At 57.5% G+C, this 23,227-nt stretch carries 21 protein-coding genes; 10 read left to right on the top strand and 11 right to left on the bottom strand.

Translation table 11 applies throughout. From position 1 onward, the window contains the following. The first annotated feature begins 86 nt into the window (after positions 1-86). The 5 genes from VGM18_05980 (at position 87) to VGM18_06000 (ending at position 5,174) form a co-directional block, all read left to right on the top strand. Positions 87-641: an NUDIX hydrolase gene (locus VGM18_05980; GenBank protein ID HEY3972532.1), complete on the top strand. Its 555-nt coding sequence runs from the start codon at positions 87-89 to the stop codon at positions 639-641. A gap of 389 nt (positions 642-1,030) precedes the next feature. Further along, entirely contained in the window at positions 1,031-1,231 is a 201-nt protein-coding gene (locus VGM18_05985; GenBank protein HEY3972533.1) for a cold shock domain-containing protein, read from the top strand. A 205-nt stretch (positions 1,232-1,436) separates the two neighbouring features. Further along, entirely contained in the window at positions 1,437-3,179 is a 1,743-nt protein-coding gene (polX, locus tag VGM18_05990) for a DNA polymerase/3'-5' exonuclease PolX (protein HEY3972534.1), read from the top strand. A 145-nt stretch (positions 3,180-3,324) separates the two neighbouring features. After that, positions 3,325-3,903 (top strand): hypothetical protein, encoded by a 579-nt coding sequence (locus VGM18_05995; GenBank protein HEY3972535.1) that lies wholly within the window; start codon positions 3,325-3,327, stop codon positions 3,901-3,903. A 98-nt stretch (positions 3,904-4,001) separates the two neighbouring features. Next, complete coding sequence (locus VGM18_06000; protein ID HEY3972536.1) at positions 4,002-5,174, top strand: lactonase family protein; 1,173 nt, start codon at positions 4,002-4,004, stop codon at positions 5,172-5,174. Positions 5,175-5,500: 326 nt separating this feature from the next. On the opposite strand, the gene VGM18_06005 is transcribed toward VGM18_06000, so the two are convergent. The 4 genes from VGM18_06005 to VGM18_06020 form a co-directional block, all read right to left on the bottom strand. Then, positions 5,501-6,313, bottom strand: coding sequence for a hypothetical protein (locus VGM18_06005; GenBank protein ID HEY3972537.1), 813 nt, complete (start codon positions 6,311-6,313; stop codon positions 5,501-5,503). Between the two features lie 126 nt (positions 6,314-6,439). Further along, positions 6,440-8,653 (bottom strand): hypothetical protein, encoded by a 2,214-nt coding sequence (locus tag VGM18_06010; GenBank protein HEY3972538.1) that lies wholly within the window; start codon positions 8,651-8,653, stop codon positions 6,440-6,442. A 229-nt stretch (positions 8,654-8,882) separates the two neighbouring features. Beyond that, positions 8,883-9,425: a pyridoxamine 5'-phosphate oxidase family protein gene (locus tag VGM18_06015; GenBank protein HEY3972539.1), complete on the bottom strand. Its 543-nt coding sequence runs from the start codon at positions 9,423-9,425 to the stop codon at positions 8,883-8,885. 192 nt (positions 9,426-9,617) lie between these two features. Then, positions 9,618-10,817: a pyridoxal phosphate-dependent aminotransferase gene (locus tag VGM18_06020; GenBank protein HEY3972540.1), complete on the bottom strand. Its 1,200-nt coding sequence runs from the start codon at positions 10,815-10,817 to the stop codon at positions 9,618-9,620. Between the two features lie 88 nt (positions 10,818-10,905). Between VGM18_06020 and VGM18_06025 the strand changes: the two genes are divergently transcribed. Beyond that, the gene (locus tag VGM18_06025; protein ID HEY3972541.1) at positions 10,906-11,394 is read left to right on the top strand and encodes a DinB family protein; all 489 of its coding nucleotides are present in this window, start codon (positions 10,906-10,908) and stop codon (positions 11,392-11,394) included. Positions 11,395-11,518: 124 nt separating this feature from the next. On the opposite strand, the gene VGM18_06030 is transcribed toward VGM18_06025, so the two are convergent. The 4 genes from VGM18_06030 to VGM18_06045 all read right to left on the bottom strand — a co-directional run bounded on the left by VGM18_06030 (position 11,519) and on the right by VGM18_06045 (position 14,704). Then, entirely contained in the window at positions 11,519-12,496 is a 978-nt protein-coding gene (locus tag VGM18_06030; protein ID HEY3972542.1) for a glycosyltransferase family 2 protein, read from the bottom strand. A 94-nt stretch (positions 12,497-12,590) separates the two neighbouring features. Continuing rightward, positions 12,591-13,331: a response regulator transcription factor gene (locus VGM18_06035; protein HEY3972543.1), complete on the bottom strand. Its 741-nt coding sequence runs from the start codon at positions 13,329-13,331 to the stop codon at positions 12,591-12,593. Between the two features lie 194 nt (positions 13,332-13,525). Continuing rightward, positions 13,526-14,188 carry an FkbM family methyltransferase gene (locus tag VGM18_06040; GenBank protein HEY3972544.1) on the bottom strand — a complete coding sequence of 221 codons (663 nt, stop codon included), beginning with the start codon at positions 14,186-14,188 and terminating at the stop codon, positions 13,526-13,528. 264 nt (positions 14,189-14,452) lie between these two features. Then, a complete protein-coding gene (locus tag VGM18_06045; protein HEY3972545.1) occupies positions 14,453-14,704 on the bottom strand; it encodes a hypothetical protein in 252 nt (83 codons plus the stop codon). A gap of 156 nt (positions 14,705-14,860) precedes the next feature. On the opposite strand from VGM18_06045, the gene VGM18_06050 reads away from it, so the two are divergent. Together VGM18_06050 and VGM18_06055 are read left to right on the top strand one after the other, a co-directional pair. After that, positions 14,861-15,133, top strand: coding sequence for a hypothetical protein (locus tag VGM18_06050; GenBank protein HEY3972546.1), 273 nt, complete (start codon positions 14,861-14,863; stop codon positions 15,131-15,133). A gap of 93 nt (positions 15,134-15,226) precedes the next feature. Continuing rightward, a complete protein-coding gene (locus VGM18_06055; GenBank protein ID HEY3972547.1) occupies positions 15,227-18,088 on the top strand; it encodes a TonB-dependent receptor in 2,862 nt (953 codons plus the stop codon). A 107-nt stretch (positions 18,089-18,195) separates the two neighbouring features. Here the strand turns inward: VGM18_06055 and VGM18_06060 are convergent, their stop codons facing one another. Then, positions 18,196-19,056: a hypothetical protein gene (locus tag VGM18_06060; protein HEY3972548.1), complete on the bottom strand. Its 861-nt coding sequence runs from the start codon at positions 19,054-19,056 to the stop codon at positions 18,196-18,198. Between the two features lie 144 nt (positions 19,057-19,200). Next, positions 19,201-19,878 carry a hypothetical protein gene (locus VGM18_06065; protein HEY3972549.1) on the bottom strand — a complete coding sequence of 226 codons (678 nt, stop codon included), beginning with the start codon at positions 19,876-19,878 and terminating at the stop codon, positions 19,201-19,203. Between the two features lie 568 nt (positions 19,879-20,446). On the opposite strand from VGM18_06065, the gene gap reads away from it, so the two are divergent. Further along, positions 20,447-21,457 carry a type I glyceraldehyde-3-phosphate dehydrogenase gene (gap, locus tag VGM18_06070; protein ID HEY3972550.1) on the top strand — a complete coding sequence of 337 codons (1,011 nt, stop codon included), beginning with the start codon at positions 20,447-20,449 and terminating at the stop codon, positions 21,455-21,457. Between the two features lie 129 nt (positions 21,458-21,586). Continuing rightward, complete coding sequence (locus VGM18_06075; protein ID HEY3972551.1) at positions 21,587-22,798, top strand: phosphoglycerate kinase; 1,212 nt, start codon at positions 21,587-21,589, stop codon at positions 22,796-22,798. 3 nt (positions 22,799-22,801) lie between these two features. Here VGM18_06075 and VGM18_06080 read toward each other — a convergent pair whose 3' ends face one another. Then, positions 22,802-23,221, bottom strand: coding sequence for a DUF1810 domain-containing protein (locus tag VGM18_06080; GenBank protein ID HEY3972552.1), 420 nt, complete (start codon positions 23,219-23,221; stop codon positions 22,802-22,804). Positions 23,222-23,227: the final 6 nt, after the last annotated feature.

The following is a 23,227-nucleotide window of genomic DNA, read 5'->3' on the forward strand; positions in this document are numbered from 1 at the left end:
TGAGGCCCGATATCTGAAGTCCGAGGTCAAAGGTCCGAGGTCTGACGCCAGCGCTTAACCTCCGACGCCTGCTTTATATTATTTCCATGCCGAAATCGTCTTCCCCCAAAGCCCGCATCGTCTCCTCCCGCACCGTATATCGCGGTCCAGTCTTCTCGGTCAGCACCGACTACGTTCAGGAGCCCGGCGGCGTAAGCGTTCGCCGCGACATCATTCATCACTCTGGCTCAGTCGTGGTATTGGCAGTCGACGATTCCGCCCCAGCCCCTCGCATCCTTCTAGAGCGCCAATATCGCCACGCCGCCAACGAATATCTATGGGAGCTGCCCGCTGGGCGCATCGATCCTGGCGAAAAAGAACTCGCCGCCGCCAAGCGCGAACTCCTGGAAGAAACTGGATATAACGCCCGCAAGTGGAAGCGCATCCTGAAGTTCTATGCCAGCCCCGGCTTCGTCGCCGAAACCATGTCGGTCTTCCTGGCCACCGGCCTTCGAGCCGGCGAAGCGCAGCCCGAAGAAGACGAAATCATCCACATTCGCATGGTCCCGCTGCCGAAAGCGGTAAGCATGGTCCTCCGCGGCACTATTCAGGATGCCAAGACCATCGCCTCCGTCCTCTGGCTCGATCACATGTCTCGCTGACTCGGGCGTTCGGACCCTCAGACTTCGGACTTCGGACCTCGGACCTCAGACCTCGGCCACCTCGGCACTGTGTGTGTTTGTCATTCCCAGCAACGCGAGTAACCTGCGTTTTGCCGTCGATTCGCCATGAACCAGTCGACTTCCGTGGAGAGTCCTTTAGGTCGTGCAGAGCAAACCGCCGACGGCGGATGCCGTTGCCCCACTCCTGACGCCTGACGCAAGATTTCGATTCTCTTATGTCCTATTGCGTACTTTTTTGCCGTACGTTCGTCCTTGACAGCCTACCCTTAGCCTTCCAAAATGCATCTTATTGTCCGTAATTATTGCGGGCACGCCTTCGACCCCCAAGGTAGGACGTGCAGAAAGATAGGGGTTGTTACGTGGAACGTATGAAAGGAACTGTGAAGTGGTTTAATAACGCTAAAGGCTACGGCTTCATTGGCCGCGCGGATGGACCGGACGTATTTGTTCACTACAGCGCAATCACCTCCGAGGGATACAAAAGCCTGCAGGAAGGCGACACGGTGGAGTTCGAAATCACCGAGGGTCAGAAGGGTCCGCAAGCAGCGAACGTAACCAAAGCTGCGTAGCGCGCGACTCGGATCCGATGGCACGAGCGCGTCGTCGTGTGTAGCACGAAACGCCGCGTAGCATGCACAGTCCTGTCCCCTAAATCTATTCGTTGGCAAATATCCCACCTAAGCATAAGGTCGAAGGTCCGAGGCCGAAGCTTTAGACCCAACGCCCAACGCCGGCTCTCTAGCCCTGCGTCGCAATCTTGTTTATCTTTATCGCGTGGACAACAAGGCCATCGCCAACATCCTCTACGAAACCGCCGACCTGCTCGAAATCGATGGGCAGGATTCCTTCCGCATCCGTTCCTACCGCAATGCCGCGCAGGCCATCGAAAACCACTCGCAACAAATCCACAGCCTGATCGCCGACCCCAAGCAGGTTCTCGCTATCCCCGGCATCGGGAAAGGCATGCTCAACAATCTGAAGGAGCTTTTCGACACGGGCAAGCTCGCCATGCAGACTGAACTGCTCGAGAAATATCACTCCTCGATGCTCCAGTTGCTGAAAATTCAAGGCCTCGGCCCCAAGACCATCGCCCTGATCTGGAGCGCCTACAAAGTCAGCGACGTCGACGGCGTCGAGAAACTGGCGCAGGAAGGAAAAATCCGCGAACTGCCGCGCATGGGCGAGAAGCACGAAGCCAAGCTGCTGAAGGCCATAGCCGACTATCGCCGCATCAGCGGCCGCTTCCTCATCGACGCCGCCGAAATCGAGGCCGAAAAACTCACCGAATATATCCAGCGCTTCCCTGGCATCGAGAAGATTACGCCCGCCGGATCGCTGCGCCGCGGCCGCGATACTGTCGGCGATCTCGATATCCTCGTGACTGGCAAGGCTACCACCACCGAAGAAGGCCGCCAGCAGGCCATCGCCCACGTCGCAAAATATCCGCCGCTCATGGACATCATCGCCAGCGGCGACAACAAAATCAGCTTTCACCTGCGCAGCGGCCTCCAGGTCGACGTGCGCCTGCTGCCGCCGGAATCTTTCGGCGCAGCCATGCAGTATTTCACCGGATCGAAGGCCCACAACGTGGCCCTCCGCCAGCGCGCCCTGAAAATGGGCTACACGCTAAACGAATACAGCTTGGCAACATTGGAAGATGAGAAGCCGGTCGCGGGAAAAACCGAAGAAGAAATTTATTCCAAGCTCAAGCTCGACTACATTCCGCCCGAGATGCGCGAGAATCTAGGCGAAATCGATCTCGCCCAGAATCACGCCCTGCCGGAGTTGATCATTCAATCCGATCTCAAAGGCGATGTCCACATGCACACCGTCGAAACCGACGGCCGCAACACGATCGCCGAGATGGCCGAAGCCGCCAAAGCCCGCGGCTATCAGTACATGGCCATCACCGACCACTCCAAAAATCTCGCCTTCGCCAACGGCCTCGACGACACCCGCGCCCTCGCCCACATCCAGCGCATCCGCGAAGCTGGCCAGCAGATCGACGGCATCACCATCTTCGCCGGCATTGAAGTCGACATCCTCGCCGACGGCGACCTCGACCTTTCCGACGACGTACTGGCGCAAATGGATCTCGTCATCGCCAGCGTGCACTCGGTCTTCAATCAGGAGCCGGCCAAGATGACCGAGCGCCTCTTGAAAGCGATCGCGAATCCAAACACTTCCATCCTCGGACATCCCACCGGCCGCATCCAGCTTCGCCGCGATGCCTACGGCTTCGACATGCACGCCGTCCTCACCGCGGCGGCGAAACACAGAGTCGCCATGGAGTTGAATGCCTATCCCGACCGCCTCGACCTGAACGACGTTCATCTCCGCCAGGCCAAGCAGCAAGGCGTAAAGATCGTCATCAATACCGACGCCCATCACACCTCGCACATGGAAAAAATTCGCTACGGCGTCCTGCAAGCAAGACGCGCGTGGCTGACGAAAGACGACGTGCTGAACACGCTGCCCACAAAAGAATTCGCCAGAGCCATGAAGCATGCCCGGTGAGAAAGTTCCCTGGCGTCCTGTGCGGTTCAAGTTCTTGCTTTTGCGCGAATGGAAGGAAATCAAAGACGTTTACCGCACTCGAAGTCGCGTCTGCTGCAGAGCAAGCGTAGAATCACCGCATAACTGTAGAATCACCGCATAACTTATGACTGACCCGACTCCCGGCCCCGTACCGAAACCTCCCGCACGGCCCGCCGGGCCAACCATCAACATCGGCGAAGAATATGGCACGGCAAAGAAGAATCTGCCGCCCGCCAGAATCGTCATGCTTGCCGTTCTCGCCGTCATGATCGTGGTCTTCATCGCTTCATTCTTAAAACGAGCCCGGCCGCAGGCCTCGGGAACGCTCGACAATGTGGCCGCCGTCGAAATTCCCGGGCAGGATTCCACCATGGTGGCGCTCACCTTCACCCTGCGTAATACCAGCGACAAAACCCTCTACGTGCGCAGCCTGGAGAGCGCAATTAAAATGCCCAGCGGAGATTCCGTGGCCGACGCCGTCTCGGCTGTCGATTTCGATCGCTATTTCCAGGCCTTCCCCACCCTGAAGGTCGGCTCGCAGCCGCCACTCTCGCCAGAAGCCAAGGTGCAACCCGGCGAGACTGTCATGCGCACGATCATCGTGGTCTTTCCCCTCACCCTCGATAAATTCAGCCGGCGCACCCTCACCAGCGTAGTGGTCTGGCCCTACAACGAGACCGTGCCGGTTGTATGCAGCAAGTGATCGGAGTCCGCACCCAGAAAATGCTCCGCACGTTTTTGGCGAAATGTTTTTCTATAATGTCTCGCTGCATAATGTCTCGCAGCCCCTATGCTGACCCTATGAAAATCACTCGCGTTTCTTTTCATGCACTGACGCTGCTGCTCAGTCTCAACCTGTTAACCGTTGCCGCTGCCGCGGCCACTGCACCGGGCAAGTATTTTTTCTACGTCGGCACCTACACCGAAGAGGGCAGCAAGAGCAAGGGCATCTACGCCTACCGCTATGATGCCGCGACCGGCGACATCGCTCCGCTCGGCCTGGCCGCGGAAACGACAAACCCATCTTTTGTCGCGCTGCACCCCAACGGCCGATTTCTCTATGCGGTGAATGAAGTTGGAAACTACAAGGGACCCAACAGCGGAGGCGTAAGCGCGTTCGCGATCGATCGCTCCACCGGCAAACTGACTTTTTTGAATGAAATGGCATCGCACGGCGCCGATCCTTGCTACATCACCGTCGACAAAACGGGAACGTATGTGCTGGTCGCGAACTACACCGGGGGCAGCGTCGCCGTATTCCCCGTGCTCGCCGATGGCAAACTCGGCGAGGCGTCCGCTTTCGTGCAACACACGGGCCACGGCCCCAACGCGCAGCGCCAGGAGGGACCTCACGCCCACTCGATCGACCTCTCGCCCGACAACCGCTTCGCCATGGTCGACGATCTCGGCCTTGACGAACTGCTGGTCTACAAGTTTGACAACGCCAAGGGAGCGCTCACGCCGAACGATCCCCCATTCGCCAGGCTCGACCCCGGCGTGGGTCCACGCCATTTTGCGCTCCATCCCAACGGGAAATTCGCATACGTAGTCGCCGAAATGGGACGCACAGTCACGGCATTTTCGTACGATCCCGCAACTGGAACGTTGAAATCCTTGCAGACCGTCACGACTCTGCCCAAAAACTTTAGCGGGCGAAACGACGACGCGGAAATTCAAGTGCATCCTTCGGGCAAGTTTCTTTACGCTTCCAATCGTGGTGACGACAGCATCGCCGTCTTCGCCATCGACCAGGCGACCGGAAAACTCACACAGCAGGAAATCGTTTCTACCCAGGGAAAGGAACCCCGCCACTTTGAGATTGACCCGACCGGAGCTTTGCTGTTCGCGGAGAATCAGAAGTCGGACAACGTCGTAGTCTTCCGCATCGACCAGACGACGGGTAACCTGACGCCCACGGAAAAGACTTTCGATGTGGCATCACCGGTATGCATTAAGTTTTTGAAAATTCAGTGAGCGGGTCGCTTCGGCAAATGGCCCGCCCCGCGATTCCTGGACGCGTAGTCGCGGTTGCAGGTTCCGGGACGCACTGCGGTGCATGGCTTTTTCGCCACTCGAGAATGGAGAGATAAATCGGTTTAACGATCGTTTTTAAGTCATTGATTTAACTGTAGTTACTAGACTTATTTTCAACAGAGCGAGCACCCCTGAACGGCGCACTGGGTCGGTTTCTTGCGGCGATTGCACCAGATTGGGTGCATCTAAGACAAACGTTGCCCGATCCCTAAAATTTGTTTCCCCGGGTTTCTCTCCGTTGCAATGGCCTTAGATACCCATTGCCCTTAGTTCGCCGTCACCGGAACCGGCGCGCTCTTGGGCGTACTGAGGTAGCCTGTGGCTTTGTTCTTGTCCACCGTCCACACCACCAACTCGAATAGCAGGTGATCGCGGCCGGAGTAGAACTGGATGGGCTCGGCGACGTTGCGATCTTTCTTCTCGATGGTCTTGTCGTCGGAGGTCACATTCATCGTGAACTTACCTCGCTTGGTGTCTGCCTTCTTCAGTTGCAGGCTGACCGTCGACACCGGCTGCGGCCTGGCGCCGCGCAGTAGAGTGAACTCGTAGTAGTTGCGGTCGCCCTTATGCTTCAGCACTTCCAGGTCGCTGGCGGTATGGGCGACTAATCCGCTTTGCACGCCGAGATCGCCAATCGTGCTCTGGAGCTTGGCTTTCGTGGCTTCCAGGTCGGCCTTGGTGGAAGCGACATCGGTCTTCACTCCGCCGACATCCGTTCTTACACCGGTTATTTCTCCGCTCACCGCACTGATCTGCGCCTTCTGTTCCTGTTCCAGGCGGATGGAGGCTGCCTTCTGTTCGGCTTGTAACTCAGCAGCGCGCTGCGCCAGTTCCCTCTTAGTCATGCCGGCCTGTTTCGCCAGCGTCTCTTCCTGGGCTTCCGCAGTTTGCATCCGATTTTGCAGTTCCTTTACCTGGAGTTGGCTGATGCCGAAATCTTGGGTCAGTTTGGCCACGTCCTGGTGCTGCGCGTACTGCGCATACCCGAAGCCCGCCACCACCAGAACCGCCAGGACCATCAGAATCCACTTTCCGGCATTTGACTGCTGTACGGGTACTTCATAGCCTTCATCGGCCATACGCTCTTCCTCCTCAGGAAGCTTCAATAGATTGCAGGGATCTATTCATTGTTGAGCAGGATCAATCGCAGTGTCAATTGCCTTGCGCGATGCCGAATTCGGCGCAGAATGAGTAACCTCTCATGCCTAGCGGCGCAGCGCCATGACCTCTCGGAGAGTTGGCTCTGGATCGCGACGAATGGCTGCGGCTTCGACGCCCAACCGCTTCTCGATTTCCTGCCGACTCGCGGCGAGAGAGTCCGCGAGCGACGTCGGAACTGAAGCCGGCGGAAGTTTTTTGCCCACCGCGTCCGATTTCATTAAGCACGCGTAAACGAGCCGCGCGGGAAAGCCCGCGTCGTCGAGAAAGCGGCCATAGGCAAACCAGTCCTGCGCGCTGGCACTGTCATCGCCGGTCGATTGATCCAATTGCAGCGCGTTTTGATAGAGCACGAGCGCCTGATCCAGTTTGCCGGTCTTAGCTTGCAATTCCGCCTCATTCAGGTCGGCTACGCTCTCCAGTTTGAGCTGGCCGGTCCGGCCCGCAAGAATTTTCGCCATGCGATACGATTTCAAGGCCGCGTCGGTTTGCGAAGATCGCGACTGGCAATCGGCCATGCGCAACACGATTGCGATCACGCGCTCCGGCGCGGGACGATTCTGCGCCGGTTGCTGCGCAATTCTCTCCAGAACAGCGGCATAGTGCTGCGCCGCGGCTTGTGCTTTGCCCTCGCGATCGAGTTCATCGGCGAGATACAGGTGCGCCAGCGTTTGAGTCGGATCGACTGCCAGCGCGGCATTCCAGTTGGCGATTGCTTCGTCCGCGTGACCGCGCCGCAAGGCCAGCAGTCCGCGGTCGACCAGCAAGTTGGCATCCTTCGGCGTGTATTTGAGCGACGCTTCGGTCAGAGTGAAGGCTTCGTCGAAGCGATTCTGATCCACCAGAAATTGCAGCAGCGCCTGGCGCGGCGCGGGATCGGCGGGATTGGCCTGCATCGCGCGGCGCCAGGCTGCTTCCGCCAGTTGCGGATGACCTTCTTGCAACTCTCGGTGCGCCAGCCGCATCTGCACCGCACTGTCAAACGAATCGAGCGCGGCGGCTCGCTCAAGAGCATGCAGATCGTCGGTGCGCAAGGCCAGATAGTAACGCGCCTGATCGAGCGTGCCCCAGATCAGCAGCAACAGCGCGGCGCCGATGCGCATGGAGCGTGCGCCGGAAGCAGAACCGACCAGCCATCGCAAAGCGGCAGCGAACTGGCCGCCCGCTTCGGATGCGGCGCCGGAAATGCGTTCGCGCGAATTGAGCAGCAGCGAGGCGATGCGGCCATCGCGCAACTTCCAGATGGCGCCATCCAGAATGAAGTGGTGAATATTGATCAGCGCCGTGAAAATCAGGAAGCTGGCCGTGAAGTCGTGATGAAAAGCGCGGCTCGCCACCCACGGTCCGGGCACGAACAACGCGATGCCGCCGACGACGAGCACGCCAAAATAGGCCAGCGGACGCCAGTTTCGGCCTGCATTCTCCGCAGCACCTGCTTCACTCGAAGCTTCGCGGCGCGCGTAGTAACTTGTAATCCAGAGATATTGCGCCGAGTGCATCACCGCCAGCACGCCCGAGCTGTAGCGGTTCTGCGGAATCTCCAGGCCCTTGATCAAAGAAATCGCCGCCGGCAACAGGAACCATAAAAACTGCGAAGAAAAAAGCGTGAGCGACGGAATTAGTTTTCGCCAGCCCGTGTCGCGTGCCAGCCGCGTAAGACCGTACGCCGACAGAACGACGAACGCTATGCCGAGGATGATCTGCTCCCAGCGGCTGACTACCGCCGGAATTCCCAGCGACAGGAAGAGCGGATCGGACGACGCTCCGGTGTGGAAGCCGAGGAACAAAATTAGATACGAGACAACGAAAGCACCATATAACGCGCGGCGCGTATTCTTGTCGGGATCGGCGCCCGCGCGGCGCGCGAACATCATGAACAGGCCGTAGTTTTGCCCGCTGTAATGCCAGGGGCTCCAGGTCAGATAGATCGTGAAGATCCAGGGCAGAAGCCGCAGCCAGTAATGCGACAGCAGCAGCGTTGCGATGACTAAAGCTGTGATGTGAACTGTGAAAATGCGATATTTTTCGAAATCTTCGGCGCGATGATAGGCGCGGTAAATCGTCGCCATATAGTGCGGATAATTGAAGAACAGCGCCAGCGCGTAGAACACCACCGACCACATCCGCGCGCTGGAGGCCAGCGAGAAATACGAGATCAGTAGCAGGGGCGCCGACCACGCACCGCAGCCCACGATCAAGTCGAGCGCCGGATTGTAAATCCAGGGCGCGGAAGGTGCGTTCGAGATTTGCCGTTTTGCCATGAGTCGCAGGAGCGGTTGAATGAAACCACAGTTCTGGCTGCACCAAATTATAGGGGCGCAAATCGCTGGAAAGCGTGACTGGATGGGCTCATTGGGGAAACGAAAGTAACAGGAACGGCCTTCCGGCTTACGCCCAGCGGCAGTTAAGCCTGACCTTCGCTCCGCCTGAAGAACGGCCGCGCTCAGGATGACAACCGCGGATTAGAAAACGGAATAACACCACTACTGACTATTCAAATTTCCAGCGGGTCGACTTGCTTTGGAAATATTTCTCCCACAGGCCGAATACGACTTTCGGGCGCACGGCGAAGACCGGTTCTTTCATGGAGAGGATGTCGTCTTTCATCTTGCCCATGTCGAACTTGTATTTGCGCTCGTAGGCAGGCAGAAATTTGCGGCGCGCAGTGACCTCGGCGATCTCTGCGACGCCTTCGACGATCACCGCTTCGTGGGCGTGCTCATTGCAAACGATGCAGTTCGGATTGCCCGCCAGGTTGCGCGCTTTGCGTGACTTGCTGCCCGTGCTGAAAAGAAATCGTCCGTCTTGCCACAAGCCCCAGACCACCATCGTATGAGGCGCGCCGTCCGGCTTGACGGTCGTGATCCAGTAGTTATGCGATTTCTTCAGGCGCTGCTCGGCCCAGGACCAGGGCAGGAGGCCCTTCTTACCTTCTGGAAAGCCATAGCCGGTCGCGTGCGGGCGGCTGGATTTGGGTTTGCTTCGTGTTTTCTTATTCACCGGCATCGTCTCCCGATTCGTTTGCGTCGCCATCAACATTTCATCCTGAGCTCGGTGCAAAGCGAGCGAGGGACCGTAGGCTGCTGCGAGGCTTGCATTTCAGTCGATGGAAACGACCTCGCCGGATGTGCTGCGAATATTCCTGTCGATTGCCTCTTATGCTTCATGCCGACGTAGGGTCCTTCACCCGGGCTTCGCCCGCGCTCAGGATGACATCAGTGCTACTTACAAATTTTTCTGCGTCCACTGGTCGATGCGGTCGAGCGCCGACTGCAAGTTTTCCAGCGAATTGGCTACGCTGAAGCGGAGGTAGCCTTCGCCGAACTCGCCGAAAGCGGTGCCGGAGAGCGCGGCTACTCCGGCCTGCTCCAGCAGCGCGTCGGCCAGGGGCTTCGACTTCCATCCTGTTTTCGTAATGTTGGGGAAGACGTAGAATGCGCCTTTGGGCATGCGGCAGGAGAAGCCTTTGATCTTGTTTAGACCAGCGACGAAAACATCGCGGCGGCTTTGAAATTGGCCGCGCATGTGGTCGACGGAGCTCTGATCGCCGCGAATTGCTTCGATGCCTGCGACCTGCGTGAAGCTTGCGGTACAGGAATTCGAGTTGGTCATCAATCGTGTCATGTGGGAGGCCAGGTCGGGGCGCATCACGCCGTAGCCCATGCGCCATCCCGTCATGGCGTAGGTTTTAGAGAATCCGTCGAGCAGGATGGTGCGCTCCTGCATTCCCGGCACCGACATGATGGAAAAATGCTGCCCGCCGTCGAATAGCAGACGGCTGTAGATCTCGTCCGATAAGACCATGATGTTGCGGTCGCCGATGATTTGGGCTATCTGCTCGATGTCGCGACGCTCGAGCACGCCGCCGGTAGGATTCTGCGGCGAATTCAAAATGATAAGACGGGTGCGGTCGTTAATCAGCGACGCCAGTTCGTTCACGTCGAGCGAGAAATCGCGCTCCTCGCGCAGATGAATGGGCACGGCTTTTCCGCCGACGTAGTGAATCATCGACTCGTAGATCGGAAAGCCGGGGTTGGGATAGATGACTTCATCGCCTTCATCAACGAGCGCCAGGATAGTGAAGAAAATAATCGGCTTGCCGCCGGGGACGACGACGACTTCATCGCTCGAAACTTTCACGCCGCGGGTGCGGCCGACGTATTCGGCCAAGGCCTGACGCAAATCGGGCAGGCCGGCGGCGGGGCCGTAATGGGTCCAGCCTTTGCGCAGGGCGTTGATGCCGGCGTCTACGACGTTGAGGGGCGTGTCGAAGTCGGGCTCGCCAATTTCCAGGTGGACGATGCTCTTGCCCTGGCGCTCGAGCGCGCGCGCCTTGTTCAAAACTTCAAAGGCAGTCTCGGTTCCCAGGCGCGACATACGGCGGGCGAGCTGCAATTCATGTTGAGTTTGAGTGGCTTTCTCCATTGCGAAAACTCCTGAAGGCGCAAACGGGCCATTATACCGCCCCCGATGATTTGCCTTAAACTACTGCCAACCTACGATGGAGGGATGGATGGCTTCCTATCTCGACGAACTTTACGCGCATCAGGAGTGGGCCGATGGCGAGCACTGGCGGGCGTTTGAGGCGCATCCGGCGGCGCTGGCGGACAAGGCGATCCGCGAACGGCTGTTCCACATTCACATCGTGCAGCATGGATTCTTGTGGGTGACGAGTCCGGTGAAGGCAGACTTCGTATTCAAAAAGCTGGAAGATTTCCCGGCCATGACTGATTTGAAGAACTATGGGCGCGAGGGGCTGCAAGCGATGCGAGAGTTAGTGCGGAAGACCGATGAGTCGCGCATGGAAGAGACGATTGAGGTGCCGTGGTTCAAACCGCCGGTGAAGATTTGCGTGCGGCAGGCTTTGATGCAGGCGGCGCTGCACAGCCACTATCATCGGGGACAGAACGCGACGCGCTTGCGCGAATTGGGCGGCGCGCCACCGATGATAGATTTCATCGTCTGGCTGAGGGGTGGGCAGCCGGCGGCAAGGTGGGAGTAGCTACAGGCAGTAGCACTACCCACCCTCGCAAAGAACGCGAGGATGGGGCACCGCTGTGCTGCTAGTTCTGACGACGCCAAAAGCTGCCCGCCCGCCATAACTCGCCGGAACAAAAGGAACGAGATTACTCCGAGACGCTGTGCTCTTCGCTTTGCGCGCGCAGGACGCGGTCGACGGAATACGGGGCGCGGCGGCTGGGTTCGTGGTAGTGGCGGACCTGCATTTCGCCGAGCAGGCCGATGGCGAGCAGATTCAATCCGCCGAGCAGCAGGCCGAGAGCGGTCATCATGAGCGGGCCATGTTCGGCGCCGACCGGGATGTGGCGCAGGAATTTTTCCACGCCGAGCCACAGCACGATGGCGCTGCCGCCGAAGATGCTCATCATGCCGAAGCTGCCGAAAAAATGCAGCGGACGAGAGAGATAGCGCAGCAGGAATCGAATGGTAAGCAGATCGAAGAATACGCGGAAGGTCCGCGTGATGCCGTAATGCGAGACGCCGCGTTCGCGGTTCACATTGCGGATGGGGACTTCACAGATCGACGCGCCATGCCAGGAGGCCAGCGCCGGAATGAAGCGGTGCAGTTCGCCGTAGAGCGGGACTTGTTCCAGAATGTCGCGGCGGTAAGCTTTGAACGTGGTGCCGAAGTCGTGGATGTCGACGCCGCTGATCCTGGCCATCATCCAGTTCGCGATGCGGCTGGGAATGCGGCGCATCCAGAAATTGTCGACGCGATTCTTGCGCCAGCCGCTGACAATGTCGTAACCGGCGGCGATTTTCTCGAGGAAGACCGGAATGTCGTTGGGATCGTGCTGCAAGTCGCCATCCATGGCGATGATGTACTCGCCGCGAGCATGGTCGAAACCGGCGGCCAGGCCTGCGGTCTGACCGAAGTTGCGGCGCAGCTTAACCACCGTTACGCGGCTGTCGACGGCCGCGATCTCGCGCAGCATGGCAAACGTATGGTCGCTGGAGCCGTCGTCCACCAGAACGATTTCGAAAGTTTCGCCGTGTGTCTCCATCACCGCTTTCAGGCGGTCGTAGAGGTCGGTAACGTTCTCCTGCTCGTTGTGCAGGGGGACAACTATAGAGTACTTGGGCACGGTGTTCTCATTATAGACCGAAAAGCGTTCTCAGTTCCGAGTTCTCGGTTCTCAATTGGGTACCTTCGGTCTTGCACGGCTGAAAGCGGGCTTCTTACGAAGCTTTGCGAGGCGGCTTTATCGGTGCGCTGGTGGCTGCCTCGTCATGGGCTGCAATGCTGGGTTCTTTCGTATTTTTTATCGCTTCATTACTTGTCGGATCGAGGCTTATCGGATCGAGATTGGCGGGCGACGCAAACCCGACGCGAACGCGCCGCTCGATGACCGGGAAGGCAGCCACGCGAGCGCGCAATTGCTGAATGTGCTCATGCAAGAGCCTCCGGAGCTCGACGATGATGGGGGCCTGGACTTTGTCATCCGTCTGAGCGAAAAGTTGATTGCAAAGTTCGCGGATCTTATCTTCGGTGCGGCGAAAATGCTCCGGGATCGCTGAATCCAGCGGTGGCGATGCCGCGGAAGGCGTCGAGGGCTTGGGACCCAGAATGTCTTGAATCGCCGAGACCAGCACGCTGCTTTCAGACTTGGGAACGACCTTGCGCACGCCAACCTTTCCCGCTTCCAATTCGACCTCCGGAGAGGAATAGAGTGTATGCATCAGAATAGGAACATCCGGCAGCAGCTTCGCCAGCGCGCGGGAGGCGGTCAGGCCGTCGGCCTGTGGCATCGCAAGGTCGAGAATGACGAGGTTGGGGCGGGATTCTTGCGCTTTGGCGACGGCGTCCAGCCCGTCTTCAGCTTCAATCACTTCCCAACACTCGTCCAGTCCTTCCAGCACGTGACGCATTGCGGCGCGAATTGACGGATTGTCGTCAGCAATTAAGATTCGATTCGGCACGGCACAGGGTTTCAATCACCTTTTAGACGGCGGCGCGCTGTCAGGGGCACCCTGCGGAGTGTTGGGTACCCAACCGAGTAGAGCAGGGCGTACTTAAGGTTGAAATAGGGGGAATACTGTACTTGCAATAGTCGATGATTGACGCGAGGAAGACTAGCCGTGTGCGAGATTGTTTGAAGACGGTCGCGTCGGAGTCAGGGACGTCTCCGGGTATGGCTGGCGGGTAACCACAAGAAGTCGGCGTGACGATATTGTTCAAACTCTGTTACTGGCTTGCCCGCAATCGCCGTGTGGCATCGGTAGCCTAATTCGGAGAGCAGTTGCCAGGTTGCCTGACGGCCCGATTCGGAACATTCCAAAAAAACCACGGGCGTGGCGGCGGCGAGCGTGCGCCGCATGCCGAGCAAGACCAAGCCTTCGGCGCCTTCGACATCGATTTTGATGAAACTGGGATGGGGCAGATCGCCGGCGTCGACCAAGTCGTCGACGAGGACGGTATTGATGACAATTTCAATCGCCGAAGGATCGTTTTTGTGCCAGATCAGGCTGGCCGTGGACAGATTATCGGCAATCCGAATCACCGCCTCGCCGCGGCGGTCTGAGGCCGCAAGGGCGAAGGCGCGCACATTGGGCAGACGATTGCGCTCGAGGTTGGCTTGAAGCAGGTCGAAATTTCGCGGGACCGGTTCGAAGGCGATCACGCGACCGGTCGCTCCCACTTGTTTTGCCAGCGAGAGGGTGACGTAGCCGATGTTGGCGCCGATGTCGTACACCGTATCGCCCGGAGCGACAAACTTTCGAATCACTTGTTGCAGGTGAGGCTCCGCGGTTCCGACTAAATAGCCGAGATTATCCACGGGAGAAACGGAGATGCGATAACCGGACGCGAGTCCGCGAAGTATTTTCCGGGGCCTGGTTTCGCGCCCTAGAAGCAGTACGACGCACGACTTTGCGATGCTTCGAATTGCCGGCATGATGAGATACGGCGTATCGCCGCCGAAGAAAGTGAGGCCTCCTCGGAAACCTGGTGGGGAAATCCCCACCCTTCGACAAAGCTCAGGGCAAGCTTTCTCGCAAAAGGCGCGAGAAATGGGGTGCGCGGGCGGAGGAAGTTCGCAGCGCTAGCCTTGTTCTTTGAGTTTGAGCTTGGACTTATTTTCTTCCATGAAGTTCTTGATGTCGTTGGCGGCGCCGAGCAGGCGATTCCATTGCTCGTAGTAGAGAGTGACAGGGAAACGACCGAGGCCGTAGACGCTGACGCCGCCCTTTTCTCCGACTTTAAAAATCAGGTCGCCGCTACGCTTTTTTGTTTCGACTTCTTTTTCAAGCTGGGCGAGTTTGGCTTTGAGTTCTTCGTAGCTTGGTTCGGTCATGCTTTGCCTCGGGTTTTGGTATGAGTGCATTGCGCGCGCGCCCTTACAGGAGCGACCGCTTTTTAATATAGTACTCTGTAAGACATTGCACTGAGTTCGATAACCGTTATAAGCTCAGAGAGTCTAATCCCGAAGCAGGAAAGTCCTCGGTAAGCGATGCGCTGGAGCGTGCGATGGTTGGCGTGGATGTGCCTGTCCCTGATGTTGGGGATGGCGGTGGGGGAGTCGACTCACAATCACGCCACGCAGGCAGAGGCTGCTTCGTGTTCGATTTGCGTGGCTGCGCACAGCGCCAGCCCGTCAGTCAGTTCTGTTCAAGCTATCCCGTTGTTTGCCGCAGTCGACCTGCTGCGAGAAAAAGATGAGGTCGCAAAGATCCGGTTTGACTTTTGTGAGGCCGGCATCCGCGGTCCTCCCGCCGTTCTGTAGGGAATCCTCAGAAGTATAGAGCACCGGCTCTCCGCTCCAGTGTTCAGGGGGCGTTCGAGTCTGCCCAATTCCCTATTTCTCCCAGGAGGGCTCATGCCTAGTCATTCACGTCGTTTTTGTGGTTTGAAGTGGCGCTTCGCAGCCATTGCCGCCGTAACAATTTTTCTGGCCAGCACGGTCACTCATGCGCAGTCCATCGGTGGCACTGTAGTCGATCCGACGGGTGCCGTCGTTCCCGGTGCAACAATCGAGATTCATAATCCGGTCAGCCATTTCGACCAATCGACTACCACGGATAAGTCGGGGAATTTTAATTTCCCGAACGTACCGATGAATCCGTATCACATGACTGTGAGCGCGACTGGATTCGCGCAGTACGCCCAGGATGTGGAAATTCGGTCGGCAGTGCCAGTGAGTGTCAAAGTCGCTCTCCAAGTTTCATCTTCTACCACCACGGTCACTGTCGAAGCGGGAGAGGACCTGGTAGAGAACGATCCGACCGGTCATACCGACGTTGATCGCGGACTGTTCGATAAGATGCCGCTTGAAAGCCAGTCTTCGTCGGTGAGTGCGCTGGTTACGCAGGCGTCGCCGGGAGTATCGGCAGATTCCAACGGTCTGTTTCATGGACTGGGCGACCATGCCTCGAATTCGTTCTCGGTGGACGGCCAAGCCATCACGGATCAGCAGAGCAAAGTTTTTTCGAACCAGATTCCTCTGGATTCGATTGAATCGCTCGAAGTGATTCCGGGAGCGCCGCCGGCGGAGTACGGCGGCAAGACCAGCCTGGTGATCGTGGCCACGACGCGCTCGGGACAGGGCATGAAAACGCCGCACGGCAGTGTCAACCTCTCTTACGGATCGTTTGGTTCGTCGAATATTGGATTCGATCTGGGGTACGGCGGCGATAAGTGGGGAAATTTCATTTCGGCGAATGGCCTGAACAGTGGCCGGTTCCTGGACCCTCCGGAATTCGCCGTGATGCACGATAAAGGCAATGAGGAAAACATCTTCGACCGGATCGACTATCAACTCTCCAGCAAGGATTCGATTCGCTTGAATCTGGGTTTCAGCCGCTCCTGGTTTCAGACGCCGAACTCGTACGATTCGCAGAATGCGACGCCGTGGAACGGAGTCTCCGTCAGCAATAATGGCCTCGGCCCGAACGGGGTTGTGGTCGGTCCCGCCGACCAGCGCTCGAAGATCGATAGCTTTAACATCGCGCCGACCTGGACGCGTGTGATCAGTCCGACAACGGTGACGACACTTGGCGCCTTCATACGACGGGACGCTTATAACTATTACCCGAGCAAAGATCCCTTTGCCGATCTTGGCCCGCCAAATCTACAGCAACAAACGATCGCGCAAAATCGAACGCTGGCCAATACTGGATTGCATGGGGATATCACGCACATAAGAGGCATCAACAACATCAAAGCGGGAGTTACGTATCAACAGACGTTTTTAACCGAGAACTTCAATCTGGGCATCGTCGACCCAAATTACAACGCGCCGTGCCTCGATAGTAATGGCGTGCCTGTGTTTGTGGGGAATCCGGGGGTGAACGATCCTGGCAATTGTGCGGGCGCGAGTTCGACGAATCCTGTACTTTATCCGACGCCATTTGTAGCGAACCCTGGCTTCAATCCCCTGCTGGGTTGTTACGACCTGACGCGGCCAACTCCCTCGTCGGCTGACGGCTGTCTCTCTTCTACCACTGGCCTGTACCCTTTCCACGGGCATACCGACATCAAAGAACTTGCCCTTTACATCCAGGACTCAATCACTAAGGGCAACTGGGCTCTTAACCTGGGGCTGCGTGGCGACCTCTACAACGGGCTTGTGGTGGCGCACCAAGCCGAGCCAAGGCTCGGCGTCGCTTATAACATCAAGCAGAGCAACACGGTTCTTCGTGTTTCTTACGCGCGAACACTGGAAACTCCTTTTAACGAAAACCTCATCCTGTCGAGCACAGGATGCGCCAATCCGGTCTTGAACCCGCTGCTTGCATGTTCTCTGCCGGCTTCCGCAGGTGCGACCCCGTTCGAGCCTGGCTACCGAAACGAGTTCCATGCCGGGCTGCAACAGGCCTTCGGAAAGTATGCGGTCGTCAGCGGAGATTACATTTGGAAATACACGCACAACGCCTATGACTTCAGCGTATTGGGCGCGACGCCGATCACTTTCCCCATCGATTGGCACAATTCCAAAATCCCAGGATATGCCGTGCGCGTAAGCGTGCCGGATTTCCATGGATTCACAGCTCTGGTCGTTTTCTCCAGCGTTGCGGCTCGTTTCTTCACCCCGCAGATTGGCGGCGCGGGTTCAGTTCCGGCGGTGGCCTTCAATAGCGGAAGCACGCCGTTCCGCATTGACCATGACGAGAAGTTCAACCAGACAACGCACATTCAGTACCAGCCGTGGAAGAATGGGCCCTGGCTGGGATTCAACTGGCGTTATGACAGCGGTCTGGTGGCGGGCCAGACACCGTGTTTTGGCGGGAACTGCGCACAAGGATTCATGGTAGGGAGTACCGACTATATCAGCCTGACCGACTCTTTCGGAACTCCGTTAACCGCCGATCAAGAGTTCCAGTCTGGGCTCTTCTGTGGTACGCAGCGGGCCACCCCGACTACCTTGATTGGAGTAAGCCTTCCGGGTCAGGCGGCACTCGCATGCCCGGTGTCACAATTCGGATCGTCTCTTTTGAATGTGCCAGCTCCGAATACCGAGAACGACGACCACAACCCGCCGCGCATTGCATCGCGGAATCTGTTTGACGTTGCTCTCGGAGACGACAATCTCTTCCACGGGGAGAAGTACAAATGGAGTCTCACGCTTACGGCCATCAACCTGACGAACAAGTACGCGCTGTATAACTTTCTTTCCACCTTCAGCGGAACCCACTATGTGACGCCGCGCGCGTTAACGGCGCAACTCGGTTTCCACTTCTAGCGGTTGGTAACATCGGACACAACAGGCGGCTCGAAAGAGCCGCCTGTTTTTTGTGCGCGTTCAGGCTCTTCTTGAGTTTGCGGCAGCTTAGTTTGCGACAGGGAGAATCAGTACTTCCCGCGAAATATTTTTTGATTGATGTCGGGCCAGAACTCTTTGACCACATTGAACACGCCGTCCAAGCCCACCTGCGTTCCCCAGCGTTGGTACGTCTTCACCCACGGGTTAGACTCTGCGGGGTAATAGGCATTGCCGATGCCTGCGGCGGCTCCGGCGCCCACGATCTCCGAGAGATTGAAAGTGTTCGTCCCCGAATTGGTCCTGGTGATGAAGAGCCGGCCGAACGCATAAACGGTCCGCTTGGAGAATCCGCCTTTGCCCAAGGTGTAGTATCTGGGGTCTTCCTTCGTCGCCGTTGGGACGATCGATTCGGCCAAGTAGTTCTCAATGGTGCTATCGACGAACACATGCCAATAGTACTTGCCGAAGCCCTCAGCGCCTTGCCCGAAGGTAGGCTGCGACTTGCCCGCCATATCGACTCCCGCGAGTGCTCCCACGAAAATGAAAGAGGAGTAGTCGAAGCTATCCTGCGTTGCCAGCCAGAGTGAACTCTTGAAAGTCAGTGGAGGCAAGTGGGTATTGGCACTGACGGCACGGTAATTGGGGACGATCCCGAGAATTCTCTTGCCTTGTTTCCCATAGACATCTTGATCGCTGGGAGCGTCGGGCAGGGAGGACTGTCCGGCGGCGGTTGTGGGGGTTGGTGTCGGGGCCTGCTCTTGGGAAACCTGCTCTTGCGAAATGGAGGTCAACTCAACGCAGGGCGCAATGCAGTTCAAATCCGATGAGGCCGTTGCTTCTGGCGGCTTCGTTTCTTCCAGGGTTCGAATCGACTGAGCTTGAACACCGGCCGCGTCAAATATCCCGGCCAGCGCGGCCGCCATGCAAAACAAACGAATCGCTTTCAAATATCCTCCCAACCGCATATTTTTCCGACCGCGCATTTCGCGCTCGGGCTTGTTTGCGTTGCTTTTCAGGATTGGATTGTTCGAACCGGCGTTTGGATGCACGCACAGCAAGGGGAAACTGAGTGAAATCCGAATTGGGAGGAGTTATTCGGAAGCTTTCTGCTGCTGTTTCTGCAAGTGGCGCTCGTGTCTGTGCTGCAAATACTGGTGAATATCGGGCCAAAACTCCTTCAATTCGTTTCCGAGGGCGTCGAGTCCCATTTGCGTTCCCCAACTTGTGACGCTCGCCCCAAAACTGCGATCGGAATCGGGATAATAGAGGGTGGAAATACCAATCGCGGCTGCGTTGCCGGCAAACTCGGGAATGTTGACCATGCGAGCCCCAGAGTCGGTTCGAGCGATCATGATACGGTCGAAGGCATAGGCAAAGCGGCCGATAAACGAGCCTCTGCCCAATCGATAATATCGAGGATCGATTTTCAGGACCGTGGGGAACACGCCGCCCACCATAATGTTGCCATCCACCTGGTCGACGAAAGCCGCTCCATAGCGCTTGGCATAGCCCTCCATTCCCTGTCCGAATCCGGGAGAGGAATTATTGGCTTGCCGGATACCGGCGACAATACCCACGATCATGAATTCATAAGGGTCGAAGGAGCCCTCGGCCGAGATGGCGAACTTCTCCTTCCACGAGATGGGCGGCACTTGGGACTGACCATCGACCGTCAAGTGGTTCGGCATCACGTAAAACATCCGGTCGTCTTTTTTCTTTGCATCGTCTTTTTTCTTTGCATCTTCTTTTTTCTTTGTGTCCTCCGGCACCGGGCTGTTTTGATTCGGAGAATTCTGGGCCGGCGGTTGGTCCGCGGATTTATCCTGACTCGAAGAACTCGCGGCCGGAGACTGGTCGGATTGGGCGGGATCGGAGGGTTTCGGTTGTGGAGCGGTTTGACCTGCACAAAAAGCCGCGAAGGATAAGATCGACACGCTCAGTAGGCCAACACGCGCTGAGTTGCTCAGTTTCAATTGATGATGTCTCCAGGTTCAGTCGGTCCAGGTCGAGTCGGTCGAGGTCGAGTCGATCAAGATGTTGCCGAGGCGATGTTGGTGGTCTAGTGTTGGCGCTCCGTTCTCGACAAAACAGATTCTCCGGTCCTGCGAGCCTGCCATAGTGTCGAGATCAACGTGTAGTCCGCCCCCTGCCATCCACTCCCCAGCCGCTTGTGCCGATGACTGCCCCCATCACCATTGAAGCGCGAACACTTCTCTCCACTTTACCAGAATCGCGTCAGCGTTTACGGGGATTCCCCTTCCCTGCTAACATCATTCGTTTACAACTCAACCGTCTACCGAATCAGATTAGCGCCTTCATAAATCAAACGGAGGAACCATGGCAGTTAAAGTTGGCATTAACGGCTTTGGGCGAATTGGACGCAATGTGCTGCGCGCTTCGCTCAGAGATCCGAATCTGGAATTCGTCGCAGTGAACGATCTGACGGACCCGAATACTCTGGCCCATCTTTTGAAGTACGACTCGGTTCTAGGCAATCTGCCCAACCAGGTTTCCGCCGGCGCCGACAGCATCACCGTCGATGGCAAGACCATCAAGGTGTTCAAAGAAAAGGACCCGGCGGCGCTGCCCTGGGAGTCTGTGGGAGCGCAGGTTGTGATCGAGTCGACCGGCCGTTTCACCGATGCGGCCGATGCCAGGAAGCACATGCGGGGGCCGGTAAAGAAAGTTATCATCTCGGCTCCGGCGAAGAACGAAGATGTGACCGTGGTGCTGGGCGTGAATCATGACAAGTACGATGCGGGCAAGCATCACATCGTTTCGAATGCTTCGTGCACCACGAACTGCCTTGCGCCTGTTGCGAAAGTGATCAACGATGAGTTCAAGATTGTCAGCGGGACGATGACGACGATTCACTCCTACACCAACGATCAGGTGATTCTCGATTTTCCGCACAAGGACTTGCGCCGCGCCCGCGCCGCCGCTCTCAACATGATTCCGACTACGACTGGCGCAGCCAAGGCGCTGAAGTTGGTCATTCCAGAGCTTGGTGGCAAGCTCGACGGATTCTCCATGCGCGTGCCTACTCCGAACGTTTCTGTAGTTGACCTGGTGGCATGGGTCGAGAAAAAGACGAGCAAGGAAGAAGTGAATGCTGCGCTGAAAAAGGCGTCGCAGTCGGGTCCGCTGAAGGGCTATCTCGGCTACGAAGAGCAGGAATTGGTTTCCTCGGATTTCAAAGGCAATGCGCTCTCGTCGATCGTGGACGCGCCCATGACGCTGGTGGTGGGCGGCAATTGCGTCAAGATTATCTCCTGGTATGACAATGAATGGGGATACTCGAGCCGCGTGCGCGACCTGATTAACTTCATGGCCAGCAAGGGCCTGTAGATTTTTGTAGCGCCGCCGTTACGGCGACTGTGGTGGCGGCGACTCGCCGCCACCGGCGAGGGCGCCCTCGCGACAGCCGGCAAGATGCCGGCGCTACATTCCGAAATTTCGTAAGAAGGACGACCAGCCATGTCCAAGCTTTCCATTCGCGATCTCCCGCTCCATGGCAACCGGATATTCATGCGCGTCGACTTCAACGTGCCGCTCGAAGACGGCCGCGTCATGGACGACACCCGCATCCGCGAAACGCTGCCCAGCATTGAATACGCACTGCGGCACGGGGCGCGGCTGATTCTGGCCTCGCACCTGGGCCGGCCCAAAGGCAAACCGAATCTGAAGATGAGCCTGAAGCCTGTAGCGGAACGGCTGCGGATGCTGCTCGATAAGGAATTGTCGCGCGGTGAGAACGTCGGGTTCTGTCCCGAGTGCGTGGGACCGGAGGCGGAGGAAGTCGCGACCCAACTCGAAATGGGTCAGGCGTTGCTGCTGGAGAACCTGCGCTTTCATGCCGAGGAAGAAGCCAACGACGAAAAGTTCTCCAGGCAACTCGCCAAACTCGCCGAATACTACGTGAACGACGCGTTCGGCGCGGCGCATCGCGCGCATGCATCGACCGTGGGCATGACGAAGTTCGTAAAGCAATCGGCTTGCGGATTGCTGATGGAAAAAGAACTGAAGTACCTGGGCAAGGCGCTGGAGAATCCGGAGCAGCCTTTCGTGGCGATTTTGGGTGGCGCTAAAGTCAGCGACAAGATTGAAGTGATTCGCAACCTCATGCCGAAAGTTGATGCCCTCATCATCGGCGGCGGCATGGCCTACACCTTCCTCAAGGCGCAGGGGCAAGAGATCGGAAAATCGCTGCTTGAGGCCGACAAGGTTGATCTGGCGAAGCAGTTGCTGGCAGAAGCGAAGAAGCGGGGTCTGAAGTTCCTGTTGCCCATCGATCACGTGGTCGCGATGAAGCCGGAGGCGAATGCCGTCGTGCAGCAGATCGGCGAAGGGCAGCCCATCCCGGCAGATAAGATGGCGCTCGATGTCGGGCCGAAGACGATTGAACTATTCTCCGAGGAAATTTCGACGGCGCGCACGATCGTGTGGAACGGGCCCATGGGGGTGTTTGAGGTTCCAGGATTTTCGCGTGGGACTTTCAAGATTGCGCATGCGATCGCCGACAACGGCGGCGCGGTTTCGATTGTTGGCGGTGGAGATTCGGTCGCGGCCGTGCACGCCGCCGAAGTCGCCGACAAGATTACGCACATCTCAACCGGAGGCGGCGCGTCGCTGGAATTTCTGGAGGGCAAGAAGCTGCCGGGAGTGGAAGCGTTGACGGAAAAGAAATAAGCGCTAGAGACGATCCATGGTCATTTCATCGGGCGCTCCGTTGAAGTACTTTTGTAGTGCCGTGACGAAAATGTGATCGTCAGGCGAGACCTGGGCAAACAGAGTGAGGGATGACCGGAATTTCATGTCGTCAGGAGACCCGAAGATCTCAAGCGCCGATCGGCCTTCGACCTCTAAGACCAACCGCGTGCAGTCCTTCAGTCGAGGACCAAGAATTGGATGAAGGAGGTAGGCCCGGGCCTCATCGCGGCCGGAGATTGCGAATTCGATCGAGTTCGGGCTCCGTCCCAGCCCTCTGATTTGCGGAAATATGAACCACATCCAATGGCCCATTTTGCTTCCGGACTGAAGCTCTTTACGGACTTGCTCGAAGTAAGCCTTTTGCGCACGCACAAAGCGCTCCAGATTATATTGATCTCCCACACTAAC

It is taken from the genome of Candidatus Sulfotelmatobacter sp., from assembly GCA_036500765.1.
Taxonomy (GTDB): Bacteria; Acidobacteriota; Terriglobia; order Terriglobales; family Acidobacteriaceae; genus Sulfotelmatobacter.

Excerpts from the sequence above, each read along its gene's own strand:
- VGM18_06045 (HEY3972545.1), bottom strand. The coding sequence starts at position 14,704 with ATGACCGAACCAAGCTACGAAGAACTCAAAGCCAAACTCGCCCAGCTT.
- VGM18_05995 (HEY3972535.1), top strand. The coding sequence starts at position 3,325 with ATGACTGACCCGACTCCCGGCCCCGTACCGAAACCTCCCGCACGGCCC.
- VGM18_06025 (HEY3972541.1), top strand. The coding sequence starts at position 10,906 with ATGGCTTCCTATCTCGACGAACTTTACGCGCATCAGGAGTGGGCCGAT.
- VGM18_06000 (HEY3972536.1), top strand. The coding sequence starts at position 4,002 with ATGAAAATCACTCGCGTTTCTTTTCATGCACTGACGCTGCTGCTCAGT.
- VGM18_06050 (HEY3972546.1), top strand. The coding sequence starts at position 14,861 with ATGCGCTGGAGCGTGCGATGGTTGGCGTGGATGTGCCTGTCCCTGATG.
- VGM18_06005 (HEY3972537.1), bottom strand. The coding sequence starts at position 6,313 with ATGGCCGATGAAGGCTATGAAGTACCCGTACAGCAGTCAAATGCCGGA.
- VGM18_05985 (HEY3972533.1), top strand. The coding sequence starts at position 1,031 with ATGAAAGGAACTGTGAAGTGGTTTAATAACGCTAAAGGCTACGGCTTC.
- VGM18_06015 (HEY3972539.1), bottom strand. The coding sequence starts at position 9,425 with ATGGCGACGCAAACGAATCGGGAGACGATGCCGGTGAATAAGAAAACA.
- VGM18_06075 (HEY3972551.1), top strand. The coding sequence starts at position 21,587 with ATGTCCAAGCTTTCCATTCGCGATCTCCCGCTCCATGGCAACCGGATA.
- VGM18_06020 (HEY3972540.1), bottom strand. The coding sequence starts at position 10,817 with ATGGAGAAAGCCACTCAAACTCAACATGAATTGCAGCTCGCCCGCCGT.
- VGM18_06010 (HEY3972538.1), bottom strand. The coding sequence starts at position 8,653 with ATGGCAAAACGGCAAATCTCGAACGCACCTTCCGCGCCCTGGATTTAC.
- VGM18_05980 (HEY3972532.1), top strand. The coding sequence starts at position 87 with ATGCCGAAATCGTCTTCCCCCAAAGCCCGCATCGTCTCCTCCCGCACC.
- VGM18_06055 (HEY3972547.1), top strand. The coding sequence starts at position 15,227 with ATGCCTAGTCATTCACGTCGTTTTTGTGGTTTGAAGTGGCGCTTCGCA.
- gap (HEY3972550.1), top strand. The coding sequence starts at position 20,447 with ATGGCAGTTAAAGTTGGCATTAACGGCTTTGGGCGAATTGGACGCAAT.